This window comes from Lachnoclostridium sp. An118 (assembly GCF_002160985.1).
GTDB classification, from domain to species: domain Bacteria; phylum Bacillota; class Clostridia; order Lachnospirales; family Lachnospiraceae; genus Claveliimonas; species Claveliimonas stercoravium.
Map to the genome: position 1 here is coordinate 39,313 of NZ_NFLQ01000003.1, position 15,312 is coordinate 54,624.

A 15,312-nucleotide genomic window follows, 5' to 3' on the forward strand; every position below is an offset into this window, starting at 1 on the left:
CGGGGCTGCTCTGTTTCTGCCGGGCCTTACCCCGGCAGGATGATTTCTTCCCCCAAAGTAAACGAGTAGATGATCTTCTCCCTGACCGGCCTGCCCAGAAGCTGTTCCAGGGCTCTTGCATAGTAGTCAAGCTGGGCGTGGTACTTTTCCACAAGCTGGTCTGCGGTCTTCACCTGGTCTGTCTTGTAGTCCAGCACCACAAGGCCGTCCTCCTCCTGGAACCAGGCGTCGATGATCCCCTGCACGAGGATTTTGTCTTCCTCCTCCCCGGCGCTGTCAGGATATACCTCCGCCATGTCCACCCCGATGACAAAGGGCTGCTCCCGGAAGAGCTGTCCTCTCCTGTCCGCCTCCCGCATCCTTCTGCCGCTCTCGCAGCGGGTGAACCTCAGGATATCCCCGGGGCGGACGCACCGGGCCATGTCCGGGGCGATGCGGCCGCTCTCCTCCATAGAGCGGACCGCCTGGGACAGGCTCTCCTGGGTGTACTCTTCTGTAAAGTCCAGAAGCTCCATCACCCGGTGGTAGGCGCTTCCCCTGGAGGCGCCGGTGAGCTCCTCCTGCCCGGCCCGGAACCTGGGGATCAGGGGCACCACATCCGGCTCCTCAAAGAGCATCTCTCCTGCGTTCCCCGGCTCCTCCAGGGACAGCTCTCTTAGATACTCCCGTTTTTTCAGCTCAGAGACCGTGAATTTCAGCTTCCGCCCCTCCAGGTCCGGGTGGGGATATCTGTAGGAGAACTGCTCCTCCAGTCTCTCCTTCATCTCCTCATCATAGATTTTCTCTGTATCCCAGTCCTCCAGGGCCTTCTTGGTAAAGATGCCCTCTGCCTCCTCCTGCACCTGTCTTTTGACAAGCTCCTCCAGGTTCAGGAGCTCCACATGGACAGGGGCCTTCCCGTCTGCGGCGGCCACAGCCGGCAAGATCCAGTCCAGATAACGGGAAGCCCGGGACAGCTCGCCAAAAGAGAGGGGGCGGACAATCTCCGGGTGCTCCGGGGCTTTTTCCGCTTCCCCGGCTGTGCTCTCCCCAGCTGTACTCTTCAGAGCCCGCAGCTCCTCCAGCCTCCCTGCCGGGTCCTTCATGGTCCCCACCAGAATCAGCTTCTCCCTGGCCCGGGTCAGTGCCACGTAGAGGACGCGCAGCTCCTCCCCCAGGTTCTCCAGCTTCTCCTTTCTCTGGATGACCTGCTTGTAGAAGGACGGCGCCTTTGTGCGGCGCTCAAGGTCCACCACGTCCATGCCCACTCCCAGAGAGGAGTGGATGAGGATATTCCCCTTTGTGTCCTGGGTGTTGAAGCCTTTCCCCATTCCCGCCGCGATCACCACGGGGAACTCCAGGCCCTTGCTCTTATGGATGCTCATGATGCGCACTGTGTCCGCGTTCTCGTCGCTGACAGAGGCCTCCCCGTAGTCCACGTTGTACTTCTGCAGCTGCTCAATATAGCGGATAAAATTGAAAAGCCCCTGGTAGCTGGTGCTCTCAAAGGCCATGGCCTTCTGGGCCAGCATGTCCACGTTGGCTCTCCTCTGCTCGCCGCCGGGAAGAGCCGCCACATAGTCCCCGTATCCAGTGTCGTCCAGGATCTCCCACAGGAGCTCGTGGATGGCCGTGTAGGAGGCCTTCTCACGGAAATAGTCCATCTTGTCCAGGCAGGCAGACAGCTTCTTACGAAGAGCCGGGTCCTCCCCCTGGCTTCTGTACTGCTCCACCGCCTCGCAGAAGCGCCGGTCGGGGCAGGCGATACGAATCCGGGCCAGCTCCTCGCCGGTGAGCTGTCCAAACCAGGAGGAGAGGACAGCTGTCAGGGGGATGTCCTGCTTTTCGTTCTGCAGCACCCGGAAGTAATCCAGCAGCACGCCGATCTCCCGCGTCTCAAAGTACCCTTCCTTAGTCCCTGCGCAGGCGGGGATGCCCTCCTCCAGGAGCACCTCCATGAACACATCGCTCCAGCCCTTGATGCTCCTGGTCAGGATGACGATATCCCCATAGCGCACCGGCCGCAGCTTTCCTGTCTCCTTGTCCGTCACCAGCTGCTCCTTTAGGAGCCTGCGGATGCAGTCCGCCACGGCCCTTGCCTCCAGCTTTCTGGCGGAGAGCTTTTCTCCTGCCGCCTCCTCCAGCTCCTCGTCCGGGCTGCCGTCGATGAGGAGAAGCTCTGTGTCATTGCCCCGGCTCTCCGGGTAGGAGGCGCCGGGCCAGAGGGCGGCCCTGTCGCCGTAGGTGATGCCCCCAAGCTCCGGTATCATGATCTGCCGGAAGAGGGCGTTGACGCTTTCAAGGACCTCCGGGCGGCTCCGGAAATTCTTGAACAGGTCGATCCGCTGGGTCCGGCTGTCCGTCCCCTCCCCCTCGTAGATCCGGTAGGTGTCAAATTTCTCCATAAAAAGCTCCGGCCTGGAGAGGCGGAACCGGTAGATGCTCTGCTTCACATCCCCCACCATGAAAATGTTGTTCCTCCCCTGCCAGGTGCGGGACACACTTGTCAGGATGGCCTCCTGGATCAGGTTGCTGTCCTGGTACTCGTCGATCATCACCTCCCGGAACTGCTCCTGGTACACCCGGACGCAGGGGGAGGGCCGAAGCCCGTCCTCCGTCTTCTCCGTGAGGATGCGCAGAGCGTACTGCTCCATATCCGAGTAGTCGATCATGCCGCGGCTCCTCTTCTTCTCCTCAAACCGGGCGGCAAAGGCCTCAGTCAAGTCCTTAAGCTCCTCCATCATGGGAGCGCAGACCGCCAGCCCCGCAAGGAGCTCTTCTTCTGTCTGAGAAAAATACTGCTCTGCCGGAAAAACCACCGCCTTTTTCAGCTCATCCCGGAGCTTTTTCACCCGGTCCGCCTTTTCTTTGGACACAGCCTTGTCCCTGTTTGGAGCCAGCTTTTTCCAGGCAATCTGCTCCGACGCCCGGCGGTACTGGGCGTAGGTAGCGGCCTGCCGGAACCGCTCCACGTTCTTCATATCGCTCTCCAGCATCTCCTCGTACATGTAGGGGCCGTCCAGCTCCAGACAGAGGGCCAGGGCCTGGTCCTTCAGGCGGACCGCCGTCTCCATGGCGTGGTCCACCTCCTCCCGGACAAAGGCAAAGAAGGGCGTCTTCCCCAGCTCCTCGCCTGTCTGTACCCGGCAGGCCCGGACGCAGTCCGCAAGCCACCCCTCCGGGTCCGGACAGCTCCTGGAAAACTCGTACAGCTTCAGGATGATGTCCTCCAGCCTCCGGTCGCTCTTTCCCGCCGCATAGCTCTCCGTGAAGTCCAGAAAGCGCTCCTGCCCCTCCCCGTACTTTTCCTCCAGGAGCTCCTGCAGCACGTCTCTTTCCAGCAGCTTCAACTCTCCTTCCTCACCGATGCGGAAGGAAGGGTCCAGGTCAATGACATGAAAATTCTCCCGGATCACAGAGAGACAGAAGCTGTGGATAGTGGTGATGGAAGCGCTGTGGATGAGGGTGGCCTGCTGCCGCAGGTGCTCGTTAAAGGGGTCCTCCTGGGCCTTCTTTTCGATGGCTGTCCGTATCCTCTCCTTCATCTCTGCCGCGGCCGCCTCCGTGAAGGTGACGATGAGGAGCTCGTCCACGGAGAGAGGGTCCTCCTTTCTGGTGAGCATGGTGATGATGCGCTCCACCAGCACAGCCGTCTTTCCTGAGCCCGCCGCCGCGGACACAAGGATGCTGCGGTCCCTTAAGTCAATGACGCTCTGCTGTTCTTTTGTCCACTTTACGCCCATGGCTGTCCCTCCTGTCTTCCTTCCTCTGTATCATGGCCGGCCGCCGTTTCATCCTCCTCCGCTCCGGCGCTGCCGGCCCCTCCGCTGTAGGCCTGGATGCGCAGCAGCGCCTCCTCCTGCCCCATCCTGGTGATATCCCGGTAGCCGTAGCCCGGCAGGGAGCTGTCAAAGCCGCAGATATGCCGGTATCCGCAGAAGTCGCAGCCAGTCCGGTCCCCGTACCTGTAGGGCTCTGCCTTCGCCTCCCCGGAGGCGATGCGGCTGTGCAGCTCCCCTGCCTTTGCCCTGGCAAATGCCCCCAGCGTACGGAAGCGCTCCCCCGAGAGAGCCTTGGACCTGGCGGAGAGAGCCCCGTCCTTTTTGAAGGAGACAGGGATAGCCAGAGATTCCCCCTGGGTCCTGTGCTCCAGATGCCAGAGAGCGTCCCCCTCCAGGCTCACCAGGCCGTCCGGCCGGAGCTTCTTAAGAAGCCTCTCCTCAATCTGGCTCTCCTCTCCCCCGGGCTCTGTGAAGGGGTCCTGGATATGGTAGTAGAACACCCCGGCAGGGACAGGCTCCCTGCCCGGATATCTTTTCCCGGTGATCTTCAGCGCCTCCTCCATGTAGACAAGGAGCTGCATCTGCAGTCCCCCATAGACAAGGGACAGGTCAAAGGCAGTCTGCCCGGTCTTGTAGTCCAGGATCTTGACATAGACCCGGTCCTCCTCCACGCAGGTATCCACCCGGTCGATCTTGCCCGCGCCGAACTTCAGCTCATAGGCTTCAGGCCGGAAGTCCCCGGCCTTCAGCTGCTCCGTGAGAGCCCACACGGTCCGCTCCATCATGCGCTCGATGCGGGTGATGAGCCAGGTGTTCCTGGAGGAGCTGTAGAGGACGGAGTTGCCGTAGTCTGTCACCGCCTCCTCCACGCTCTCCTTGCAGAGCCGCTCCTGGGCCTCCCGGTCCAGACCGGTCCAGCCCCCCTGGCTGGCGGAGGCCTTCCGGGAGTACCGCTCAATGGCACCATGGAACACATTGCCCATATCCACAGCCTGGAACTCAAAGGTCTCCCTCTCCTTCAGCCGCAGCCCGTAATCCAGGAAATGGGCAAAGGCGCAGGCGGAAAATCTCTCCATCCGGGAGATGCTCTCCAGAGGCCGGTCCCCGTACAGCCTCTCTGCCGCGGCACGGGTGATGGCGTCCTGGGGTCTCCGGTAAAATCCCGCCTCCAGGATGGCGCCGATCCGGTCCCCCCACTCCCGGTTTTTCTTATACCAGGTGTAGAGCTCCATCCAGGCGCCCCCCGCCTTCTCGCTCTTCATCCGCAGGCCCTCGATGAGCTGGGAGAGCCCGGTCCTTGGGGAGAGCTCCCGGTCTTTTAAAAGAAGGGCGTCCTCGTGGGTGACCTCCAGGTCCGGGAAGAGCTTCTCCAGCTCCTGCACAAGGTAGGAGGGCCGTATCGTCTTACCGTCGGCGGACACCCTGCTGTAGAAGACGCAGAGTTTCCTGGAGGGCTTGGTCAGGTTCAGATAGAGATAGTACTTCTGCACATAGGCCTGCTCCCGGCTGCCCGGCGTCAGGGCGATCCTCTCCTTCTCAAAGGCCCTCACGTCCCGCTCGGAGAGGAGCCCTGTCCGCACAAGGGAGCCCGGAAGGAAGGTGTCATTGGCCCCCACGAACAGCAGGGCCTTCACCCCCTTCAGACGGGTCCGCTCCATGTCTCCGGCCACCACCTGGTCGATGCCTGGCGGGATGACCCCCACCCTGGCCTCCGCAAGCCCTGCGTCCAGCAGGTCGCAGTACTCCTGGAGGGAGACCTGCTCCTCCCCCAGAAGCTCCACAAATTTGTCAAAAAGGCCGATGACGATGCCGTAGATCTGGGCATACTCCCGGGCCAGAGCGTTCTCGCCCCTCTCCTGGAAGGCCTCCTCCTGCCGTTTCAGGGCAAGCTGCATCTCCTCCCCTGCCAGGAAATCATAGAGGGCCTCCGTGATGTCCCGGACGGTCTTCCGTCTCTGGCGGAGCACGAAAAGGAGGGGCTCCATCTTCTCCACAAAGAGGACCCGCATGTGGTTGAGCCGGTCCAGCTCCCCGGCGTCCATGCCCTCTGTCCGGCGCACCCAGCGCTGCTGCCATTTTTTCCATCCCCGGATACCCAGAGCCAGGCAGTAGTTCTCCAGGTCGTCCAGCTCACCCCTGGAAAAGGAGGTGTAGCCGGTCCGCAGAAAGCGGAACACGCTGTCGCAGGTAAAGCCCTCCCTGGACATAGCAAGGAGACTGCGGACGTACTCCACAAAGGAGTTGAGGAGGATGCTCCTCTTCTGGTCCATAAAGACCGGTATCTCATAGCGGGCAAAGGCCTTCCTGAGATAATTGCCGTACACCTCCATGTCGCTGGCGATCACGCCGATTTCCCGGTACCGGTACCCCTCCTTTCTCACAAGGGACCGCACCTTCCGGGCGGCTGCCTCCGCCTCCTCGTCCGGGCTGGATGCCACGTGGATCTCCACCCCATCCTGCTCACCCTCAAAGGAGCTGCTCCCGTACCGGAAAAGCTGGCGTTCCACAAAGGCCAGGGCAGGGCTCTCCTGGAATCTGGGGGGCACCTGGGGCCGCAGGAATTTCAGCTCCTCCACCGGCACCCGGCGCTCCCGCGCGATCTCCACCAGCGATGTGACCGTCTTCTTGCTCATGGCAAAGAGCTGACAGGGATGCTCGCAGGCGTAGGGATTTTCCCTCTCGTCGATCGTCACCGTGACCACCACGTCCCGGCAGATCGTCATGAGCTCTCCCAGGAGGCGGTTCTGGACCGGCGTGAACCCGGTGTAGCCGTCCAGCACCACTGTGCTCTTCTTTAGAAGGGCAGACTCCCCCGCCACCTTTGCCAGCACATCCAGGAGCTCCTCCTTTGTGGTGTATCTCTCCTTCAGGTAGTCCTGGAAGCTTCTGTACAGGCGCTTTAGGTCCTGCAGCTTAAAGGACAGGTAGGAGCCCTCCTGCTCCCCTGCTATGACCTGGTCCAGCTGCTCCTCCCCCACATCGTACTGCATGAACTCGGAGAGGACGGACTTCACCTCGCTGACATAGCCCAGCCTTCGCATGTTGCCCTTCAGCACGGTCAGCTCCCCCTCCAGGTCCCCGCCAATCTTTCGCAGCACCAGGTTCTTTCCCTCGTCGTCCAGCACGGGAAAGCCCCCCTTCCCTGTCTCCTCAAAAATCCGGTGGGCCAGGCGCACGAAACTGAGGACATCGATGTTCATGATCCCCTTCGCGGGGCTCATCATCACAAGGTCCTTCTGGGTCTGCATGGTAAACTGCTCCGGCACAAGGACCAGATAGGAAAGGCCGGGATTTTCCCCGGCCTCCTCTATGATCCTCTCATATAGATAATGGGACTTCCCGGAACCGGAACCCCCAAAAATAAATTTCAACGCCATATCATCTTCCTCCCGACGGCTCATGGGTGAGCTTCCCGTAGACATCCACAGGCACATAGGCCCTGACATAGATGCCCTCCTGGGTGTACTCCTCTTTTTCCAGCTCCCCGTATTTCCGGATAAGCTGTATTTTCCCCGCATCGCTGTAGGGGTAGATCTGCTCGATCTCCACCTTCTGCTCCCGCAGCACGTCCTCCACACAGGAGAGGAGCTCCTCCACGCCCTCTCCCGTCTTTGCCGAGATGAAGGCTGTCCTCTCCGCCTGAAAATCCCGGGGCGCATACTCTCCCTCAAACCTGTCCTTCTTGTTGAAGGCCGTGATCACCGGCTTGTCCGATGCCTCCAGCTCCCGCAGGGTCTCGTAGACCACGTGCATCTGCTGGTCCATCCGTGGATTGGACGCGTCCACCACGTGGAGCAGGATATCCGCGTACTTTGCCTCCTCCAGGGTACTCTTAAAAGCCTCGATGAGGTGGTGGGGCAGCTTGCGGATAAAGCCCACTGTGTCTGTCAGGAGCACCTCCTGTCCTCCCGGCAGCTTCAGGTTCCTGGTGGTCGGGTCCAGCGTGGCAAAGAGCTTGTCCTCGGCCAGGATGCCGGCTCCGGTGAGGTGATTTAGGAGAGTGGACTTTCCCGCGTTGGTGTAGCCCACGATGGCGATCACCGGAACGCGGCTCTTCGCCCTGGACTCCCTTGTGAGCTGCCGGTGCCTCTTTACCTCCTTCAGCTCCTTTGCGAGCTGGGAGATCCGCCCCTTGATGAGACGGCGGTCCATCTCCAGCTTCTTCTCCCCGGGCCCTCTCGTGCCGATGCCTCCTCCCAGCCTGGACAGGGATGTGCCAAGGCCGGTGAGCCTGGACTGTCTGTATCTGAGCTGGGCCAGCTCCACCTGTATCTTGCCCTCGCTGGTGGAGGCTCTGGCCGCAAAGATATCCAGGATGAGAAGCGTCCTGTCCATGATCTTCACGTCCAGCCCATCCCTCAGGTTGCCTATCTGGGACGGTGACAGCTCGTCGTCGCAGATGATGCCGTCGGCCCGGGTCTCCCATATCAAATCCTTCAGCTCTTCTGTCTTTCCCCTCCCAAGATAGGTAGCCGGGTGCATCTGCTCCCGCTTCTGCAGGATGCGCCCCACACAGAGGGCCCCGGCGGTGTCGGCCAGCTCCTCCAGCTCATTGAGGGACTGCTCCGCGTCATCGCTGTCTGCCAGGCTCACACCCACCAGGATGACCCTCTCTTTTTTCTCCGCTGTCTCATACATATACACAGGACTCCTTATCTGGTCTCAAGAAATTCCGCCTCTTTTGCCGCCTTCTCGTCATCCGGGTAGTCGGCTGTGTAGTCCTTAAGCTTGGACTTTGCGCTCTCCATATCACCGGACTGCTCATAGGCCGCGATCTCGTTAAAGCGCATCTCCTGCATCATCTCATCGCTGACATCCTCGGCCTCCATGCCCAGCCGGAAATAGTTCAGCGCCTCCGTGGGCTTCCCCAGCTGCATGGCGCAGCAGCCCATGAGATTGTAGAGCTCCCCGGTCTTGTCTCCTCCGTTGTCCAGCACAGACTGAAAGGCCTCCAGGGCTCCCTCGTAGTCCTGCTGCTCCCATTTGGCAAGGCCAAGTCCTCTCCAGCCTTCCGGATCCTGGCCGTCCTCGTCTACAGCCTCCTGGAATGTGGATGCCGCCTCCTCGTAATTTCCCTCTTCCAAAAGCGCGGTCCCCTCCTCCAGCAGGTTGGAACCGCAGCCTGTCAGCATCAGGGCGGCCAGAAGGACCGCCGCATATTTTCCTGCCTTTCTCTTCATCTTCAAGCTCCCTTCGTCTATACTCTCCCCCGCCATCACGCAGAATATTTGACAACTCCCGCCGCGTTGATGATGGAGATGATCATCACGCCCACATCCGTGAACACAGACTCCCACATGGTGATGTAGCCCGCCGCCGCAAGGAGAAGGACCACAAATTTCATGATCAGCGCAAAATTGATATTCTGGCTCACTACCCGGACTGTCTCCTTTGCGATGCGGACCGCGTCCACCACCTTGGGAAGCTCATCCTCAAGGAGGATGATATCCGCCGCCTCTATGGCCGCGTCCGACCCCAGAGCGCCCATGGCGATGCCCACGTCCGCCCTGGCAAGCACCGGGGCGTCGTTGATGCCATCTCCCACGCAGGCTACTCTCTCCGCCTCGTACTGGTACTGCATGAATTCCTCCATCTGCTCCAGCTTATCCTCCGGCATCAGCTCTGTGTAGGCATAGTCCAGCTGCAGCTCCTTTGCCACCGCGTTTCCTGCCGCCCGGCTGTCTCCAGTGAGCATGACAAGGACTGCATTGTATTTCTCCCTCAGCATCTTCATGGTCCATCTGGCATTTTCCCGGATCTGGTCTTCTATGACGATATAGCCGGCATACTGGTCCTCCCGGGCCACGTAGATGACGGTCCCGATGGTCCTTACCTGCTCCACCGCGAGCCCCTGCTCCTCCATCATCCGGAGATTTCCGATATGTACCCTGCTGCCGTTGTAGCTGGCGCTGATCCCATAGCCCGGCATCTCCTCCACGTCCGTCACCCTCTCCGGGTCGTACTCTCCGCCGTAGGCGCTCATGAGGGACTGGGCGATGGGATGGTTGGAATAGCTCTCCACATGGGCCGTTATCTCCAGCAGCTCCTCCCTTGTGATACCCTCCGGGCGCACCCGGGTCACGGTAAAGGTACCCTCTGTCAGTGTACCCGTTTTATCAAAGACAAATGTATCCACCTTTGCCAGCATCTCCAGGTAGTTTCCGCCCTTCACAACGATCCCCTGGCGGGCCGCCGAAGCGATCCCTCCCAGAAAGGCGATGGGCACGGACAGGATGAGTCCGGTGGGACAGGCCGCGATGAGCACGATCATGCCCCGGTATATCCATGTCTCCCATCCGCTCCCCGTGATAAAGAGAGGCGGACAGACCATGATGAGGAGAGCCGCCAGCACAGCCACAGGCGTGTAGATCCGGGTAAATTTTCTCACAAACCCTTCGCTCTCCGCCTTCTGCTTCTGGGCTCCCTCCACCAGCTCCATGATGCGGGACACAGTGGAGTCCTTGTAGAGCCTTTTCACCTGGGCCTCCACCACACCGGTCATATTGATGCTGCCGCTGTAGATCCGGCTGCCTGGGCCCACGCTGTCAGGCATGGCCTCCCCGGTCAGGGCCTTTGTGTCAAGGCTGGTATTTCCGTTTAGGATGACAGCGTCCACCGGCACGCGCTCGCCCGGCTTGATGATGATCACGTCCCCCGGTTCCAGCTGGGAGGGCTCCACCTGCACCTCACCGCTCTCCTCTTTCCTGGTGGCAAAGGCAGGGCGTATATCTATAAATTTCTCAATCGTCCTCCTGGTCCTGTCCACAGACACAGCCTCAAGGATGCATCCCATCTGGAACAGGAGCATGGCGGCCACAGCCTCCATGTAGTGCCCCACGGCAAGCGCCCCCACCGTGGCGATCACCATGAGCAGATGCTCCTTCTCCAGCTTCTTCTGGACAAGACTGCTGCTGATACTGTAAAAGGAGTGGAACGAGACAACAAGATACACAGCGAGAAACAGGAAAAAGCGCACCTCGTTTTCCAGCATCGCCCGTCCTGACACAATGACAGCAGCAATAAACAGAACCGCGCCTGCCGTCAATATACCTGCCTGCATCTTGATTTCCTTCGCCATCGCCTTGCCCCTCTTATTTCCTCATAGTTTACTCGCTGATATGCTCCATGCCCTGGCTGATTATGGTCTGGATGTGGCCGTCAGCCAGCGAGTAGAAGACAGTCTTTCCCTCTCTCCTGTTCTTTACCAGCTTCATCTGCTTCAGGACCCGGAGCTGGTGAGAGATGGCCGACTGGCTCATTCCAAGCAGTTCCGCCAGGTCGCAGACACACACTTCGGCCTGCAGAAGGGCGCAGAGGATGCGGATGCGGGTGGCGTCGCCGAACACCTTGTAGAAGTCCGCAAGTTCCTGGATCGTCACCTCTCCGGGCATCCTGCCGCGCACTTCCCGGATGATATCTGTATGAGCCGCCACCACGTCACAGCACTCTGCCTCTGTCTTTTTCATCGTCAGTCACCCTTTCTGAAGCCAGCCTTCCGCCAGACTCTGTTCATATGAATATCAGTTCATCTGTTAATTATGCCAAAACAGGCCCTGCATTTCAACCTTTTCGCAGAAAATCAAGGAAACTTAATACTTTTGTAACACGGCCTTCCCGTACAGGGCGCGGATGGAGTTCAGCACACAGAGCATGGCTACGCCCGTGTCGGCGAACACGGCCATCCACATGTTTGCCATGCCCGCAAAGCCGAGGATCATGACAAGGGCCTTCACAGTCAGGGCAAAGACCACGTTCTGCATGGCGATCCGCCCGGTCTTCCTGGCGATGGCAACGGACTCCGGGACCGCCGTCACCTGGGAGGTCATGAAGACCACGTCCGCCGCCTCAATGGCCGCGTCCGCTCCGCTTCCCATAGCCGCCCCCACATCCGCTCCGGCCAGCACCGGAGCATCGTTGATGCCGTCGCCCACAAACATGACCGCTCCGCTCTCCCGGCGCATCTCCTGCAGACGGGTCAGCTTATCCTGGGGCAGGAGCTGGGCAAATACCCTGTCGATGCCTGCCTCGCCGGCCACCGCCCGGGCGCTCTCCTGTCCGTCTCCTGTGAACATGGCAGTCACAAGGCCCTGCTTTTTCATCATAGCTATGGCGTCCTTCGCCTCTTTTTTCAGGGAGTCCGCGATGACGATGCAGCCGGCCAGCTCCCCGTCAAGGGCGAGGAGCACCTCCGTGCCGTACTGGCCGCCCTCGTACCGGTCCATACTGACATGGAACATCTCCATGAGAGCCCTGTTCCCGCAGAGGATCTCTCCGCTCTCCGTGACTGCGTGGATGCCCTTTCCGGAGATTTCCTCCACCTTTTCCGGACGTTCCAGAGTCATGCCCCTCTCCCTGGCAGCCTCCACGATACTGGTGCCGATGGGGTGGGTGGAGCCCAGCTCGCACCGCGCCGCCATCTCAAGGAGCGCGTCCATGCTCTCTCTCCCAAAGGGAATGACACTCTGTACCTGGAATTCCCCCCTGGTGATGGTGCCGGTCTTATCCATCACCACTGCCTTCACATTTTTCAGGGCTTCAATGGCAACACCGCCCTTAAAGAGGATGCCCCTTTTGGAGCCGGCGCCGATGCCGGAGAAGAAGGCCAGGGGCACGCTCAGCACGAGGGCGCAGGGACAGCTGATGACAAGGAAGGTGATGGCCGTGTAGATCCACTCCCGCCAGTTTCCGGTCATGAGGGAGGGTATGATGGCCGTGGCCACAGCAGCCAGCACCACGATGGGGGTGTAGATCCTGGCAAATCTTGTGATGAAACGGTCCAGCTTCGGCTTGCTGGCAGCGGCGTTTTCCACGGAGTCCAGTATCTTGGTCACCATGGACTCCGAGAGGGGTTTTTCCACCTTCATCTGCAGCACGCCCTGCTCGTTGACACAGCCGGACATGAGCCTGGAGCCTTGGCGCACCGTCACAGGGACCGGCTCCCCCGTCACAGGGGAGGTGTCGATGCGGCTCTCCCCCTCAGTCACAATGCCGTCCAGCGGGATGCGGTCTCCCGGCCGCACAAGGAGGATATCTCCCACCGCCGCGTCCTTTGCCGGGATTTCATGCACCTCCCCGCCTTCCAGGCGCCCCACTACCTCGGGGCGCATATCCACGGCCTCCATGATCTGGGAACGGCTCCTGGCCACGGCCACGTCCTCAAAGAGCTCACCCACTCTGTAGAACAGCATGACTCCCACAGCCTCCGCGAAATCGCCGATGGCGAAGGCGGCCAGGGTGGCCACGCTCATGAGGAAGTTCTCGTCAAACACATGGCCCTTCCCCAGGTTCCTGAAGGCGGTCCAGACAATCTCCCAGCCCAGCAGTACATAGGCGATGACATAGCCCGCAGAGGGCCAAAGGACCGCCGCTCCCATGTGCTCCGCGATCTCCCCCGCGGCAAAGAGGACTGCTCCAGCCGCAATGATGAGGATTTCCTTTTTGTTCTCCCGAAAAATCCCCTCCTTCTCCGGCTTTCCGGCAGGCTGCAGCTCCTCCCTGGGGGTGACTGTCACCTGCTCCTCTATGGAGGCGCAGATTTCCCGGAATTTGGGCAGGAGCTCCTCCTGATGGTCCGCCGCCACCCGGAGCTGCTTTGTGGCAAAGGTAATGGTGGCCATCTCCACCCCCGGCAGCTCCCGGATCTGCCTCTCCATCCTGGCCGCGCAGTTGGCGCATCCGAGTCCCTCCAGAATGTAGACCTTCTGCTCTACTCCGGCGGGTATGCCGTCAAATTCCCGGCCTGTGTGGTGTATCTCCTCATGGTGGTGCCCGTGGTCGTGTCCGTGCTCATGCTCATGGTGATGCTCGTGGCCATCGGACTCGTGTTCGTGATGGTGCTCGTGGCCGCAGCCGCAGGCCTCGTGGCCGTGATGATGATCATGGCCGTAGCCGCAGGCCTCATGTATGTGGTCGTGACCCTGTCCCGGTTCTCTTTTTTCAGCAATCATAGCGTTTCCTCCCTGCATGGTTATATATGAATAATTGTTCATATGTTCATGCTTTAATATAATCACAAATCCACAACACTGTCAATAGGATAGCCGATAAAATTTTATCAAAACAGAAAAAAGAGAGCCGAAGCTCTCTTTTGCCGCTCTGTCTATACCGGGAAATCCCTTCGGCTGTCCTCCACCGCGCAGGAGATGGCCTCATTGAAGGTGGGATGGGCCCTCATGGCGTAGAGGAGCTGGGTGGATGTAAGGCCATTGGCAAGAGCCGTAGCCAGCTCGCCGATCATGTCCGTGGCCCTGGGACACATGAGCTGCGCCCCCAGCAGCTCATCGCTGTCCGGGGCAAACAGCACCTTGATAAATCCCTCTTCCTCGCCTGTGATGATGGACTGTCCGTTCCCCTGCATCACGTACTTTCCGCACCGCACCGGCACGCCCTTCCTGCGGGCCTCCTCTTCTGTCAGCCCCACGGAAGCGATCTCCGGGTCCGTGTAGATACAGCTGGGGATAATGGAGACGGGAGTAAAAAGTCCCCCGGGTACCATGGAGATGATGACTGAGGGCTGCCTGCCGTTCATCCGCTCCACCACATAGGCGGCCTGGGCGGAGGCCACATGGGCCAGCTGTATACCGCCTGTCACGTCCCCCACCGCATAGACTCCCGGGATGTTGGTGCGGAAGAAATCGTCCACCACGATCCGGCCTCTCTCCAGCTTCACCGGCACATCGCTCTCAAACAATCCTTCTGTGGCGGAGCTTCGCCCCACTGACACCAGCACTGCGTCCACGATCTCTTTATTGTTCCTGCCGTCACAGACAAACCGGCACGCCAGGCGGCCGCTCTCTTTTTCCCGCTCGATCCGCTCCAGGATGCTCTCCTTGCAGATCCGGATGCCTCTGCCTGTTAAGATACGCTCAAGCGCATCAGAAAATTCCCGGTCCATGTTCGGCAGAAGGCGGTCCGAGATCTCCACCACCGTCACCTCCGTGCCCAGAGACTGGAAGACTGTAGCCAGCTCCAGACCTATGACGCCGCCTCCCAGGATCAGCATCCGGTCATACCTGTGGGCATCCGCGGTGAGGAGCTCCTCGCTTGTCATGACACCGGGCAGCTCCATGCCGGGAATGTCCGCCAGGTTGGCCTTTGCCCCCGCGGCCACCAGGATGTTCTTCCCCTGGCACACGGAAACCTTTCCCTCCTCGTCCGTCACGCGCACCATCCGGTCCCTGCAGATCACCGCACTGCCCCGGATGAGGTCCACCCCAAGCCGGCAAAACTCCTCCTCCAGCTCCCGGCGCATGCGGTCCGCCGCCATATCCTTGTACCTGTAGATCTTCTGGAGGTCAAAGGACACACCATCCGCATGCAGGCCAAACCTCTCGCAGCCCTCCATCTCCCTGTACAGGGTGGCTGCGTGGAGCAGGGCCTTGGCCGGGATACAGCCCCGGTTGATACAGGTACCTCCCACAGGCCCCCTGTCGATGAGGGCCACCGTCATTCCCATTCTGGCCGCCTTCCTGGCAGCCACATAGCCGCCAGGCCCCGCTCCCACGATCACAAGGTCATATGTATCTCTCATAAAATCCACCCCCTGATCATT

The 15,312-nt window shown here is 60.3% G+C and carries 8 protein-coding genes; all 8 read right to left on the minus strand.

Annotated elements, in window-relative coordinates:
- Window positions 1-26: 26 nt before the first annotated feature.
- Entirely contained in the window at window positions 27-3,722 is a 3,696-nt protein-coding gene (addA, locus tag B5E62_RS03195) for a helicase-exonuclease AddAB subunit AddA (RefSeq protein WP_087173301.1), read from the minus strand.
- Window positions 3,713-7,138, minus strand: a complete 3,426-nt coding sequence (locus B5E62_RS03200; protein WP_087173302.1) for a PD-(D/E)XK nuclease family protein — start codon at window positions 7,136-7,138, stop codon at window positions 3,713-3,715. The genes addA and B5E62_RS03200 overlap by 10 nt, the downstream gene beginning before the upstream one ends.
- Window position 7,139: 1 nt before the next feature.
- Window positions 7,140-8,399 carry a GTPase HflX gene (gene hflX, locus B5E62_RS03205; RefSeq protein WP_087173303.1) on the minus strand — a complete coding sequence of 420 codons (1,260 nt, stop codon included), beginning with the start codon at window positions 8,397-8,399 and terminating at the stop codon, window positions 7,140-7,142.
- A 14-nt stretch (window positions 8,400-8,413) separates the two neighbouring features.
- Window positions 8,414-8,941, minus strand: coding sequence for a tetratricopeptide repeat protein (locus B5E62_RS03210; RefSeq protein WP_087173421.1), 528 nt, complete (start codon window positions 8,939-8,941; stop codon window positions 8,414-8,416).
- A 35-nt stretch (window positions 8,942-8,976) separates the two neighbouring features.
- Complete coding sequence (locus B5E62_RS03215) at window positions 8,977-10,839, minus strand: heavy metal translocating P-type ATPase (RefSeq protein ID WP_087173304.1); 1,863 nt, start codon at window positions 10,837-10,839, stop codon at window positions 8,977-8,979.
- Between the two features lie 28 nt (window positions 10,840-10,867).
- Complete coding sequence (locus B5E62_RS03220; protein ID WP_087173305.1) at window positions 10,868-11,227, minus strand: ArsR/SmtB family transcription factor; 360 nt, start codon at window positions 11,225-11,227, stop codon at window positions 10,868-10,870.
- A gap of 123 nt (window positions 11,228-11,350) precedes the next feature.
- Window positions 11,351-13,708, minus strand: a complete 2,358-nt coding sequence (locus B5E62_RS03225) for a heavy metal translocating P-type ATPase (RefSeq protein ID WP_087173306.1) — start codon at window positions 13,706-13,708, stop codon at window positions 11,351-11,353.
- Window positions 13,709-13,860: 152 nt separating this feature from the next.
- A complete protein-coding gene (gene lpdA, locus B5E62_RS03230) occupies window positions 13,861-15,291 on the minus strand; it encodes a dihydrolipoyl dehydrogenase (RefSeq protein ID WP_087173307.1) in 1,431 nt (476 codons plus the stop codon).
- Window positions 15,292-15,312: the final 21 nt, after the last annotated feature.

Excerpts from the sequence above, each read along its gene's own strand:
- B5E62_RS03200 (WP_087173302.1), bottom strand. The coding sequence starts at position 7,138 with ATGGCGTTGAAATTTATTTTTGGGGGTTCCGGTTCCGGGAAGTCCCAT.
- B5E62_RS03210 (WP_087173421.1), bottom strand. The coding sequence starts at position 8,941 with ATGAAGAGAAAGGCAGGAAAATATGCGGCGGTCCTTCTGGCCGCCCTG.
- addA (WP_087173301.1), bottom strand. The coding sequence starts at position 3,722 with ATGGGCGTAAAGTGGACAAAAGAACAGCAGAGCGTCATTGACTTAAGG.
- B5E62_RS03220 (WP_087173305.1), bottom strand. The coding sequence starts at position 11,227 with ATGAAAAAGACAGAGGCAGAGTGCTGTGACGTGGTGGCGGCTCATACA.
- B5E62_RS03225 (WP_087173306.1), bottom strand. The coding sequence starts at position 13,708 with ATGATTGCTGAAAAAAGAGAACCGGGACAGGGTCACGACCACATACAT.
- hflX (WP_087173303.1), bottom strand. The coding sequence starts at position 8,399 with ATGTATGAGACAGCGGAGAAAAAAGAGAGGGTCATCCTGGTGGGTGTG.
- lpdA (WP_087173307.1), bottom strand. The coding sequence starts at position 15,291 with ATGAGAGATACATATGACCTTGTGATCGTGGGAGCGGGGCCTGGCGGC.
- B5E62_RS03215 (WP_087173304.1), bottom strand. The coding sequence starts at position 10,839 with ATGGCGAAGGAAATCAAGATGCAGGCAGGTATATTGACGGCAGGCGCG.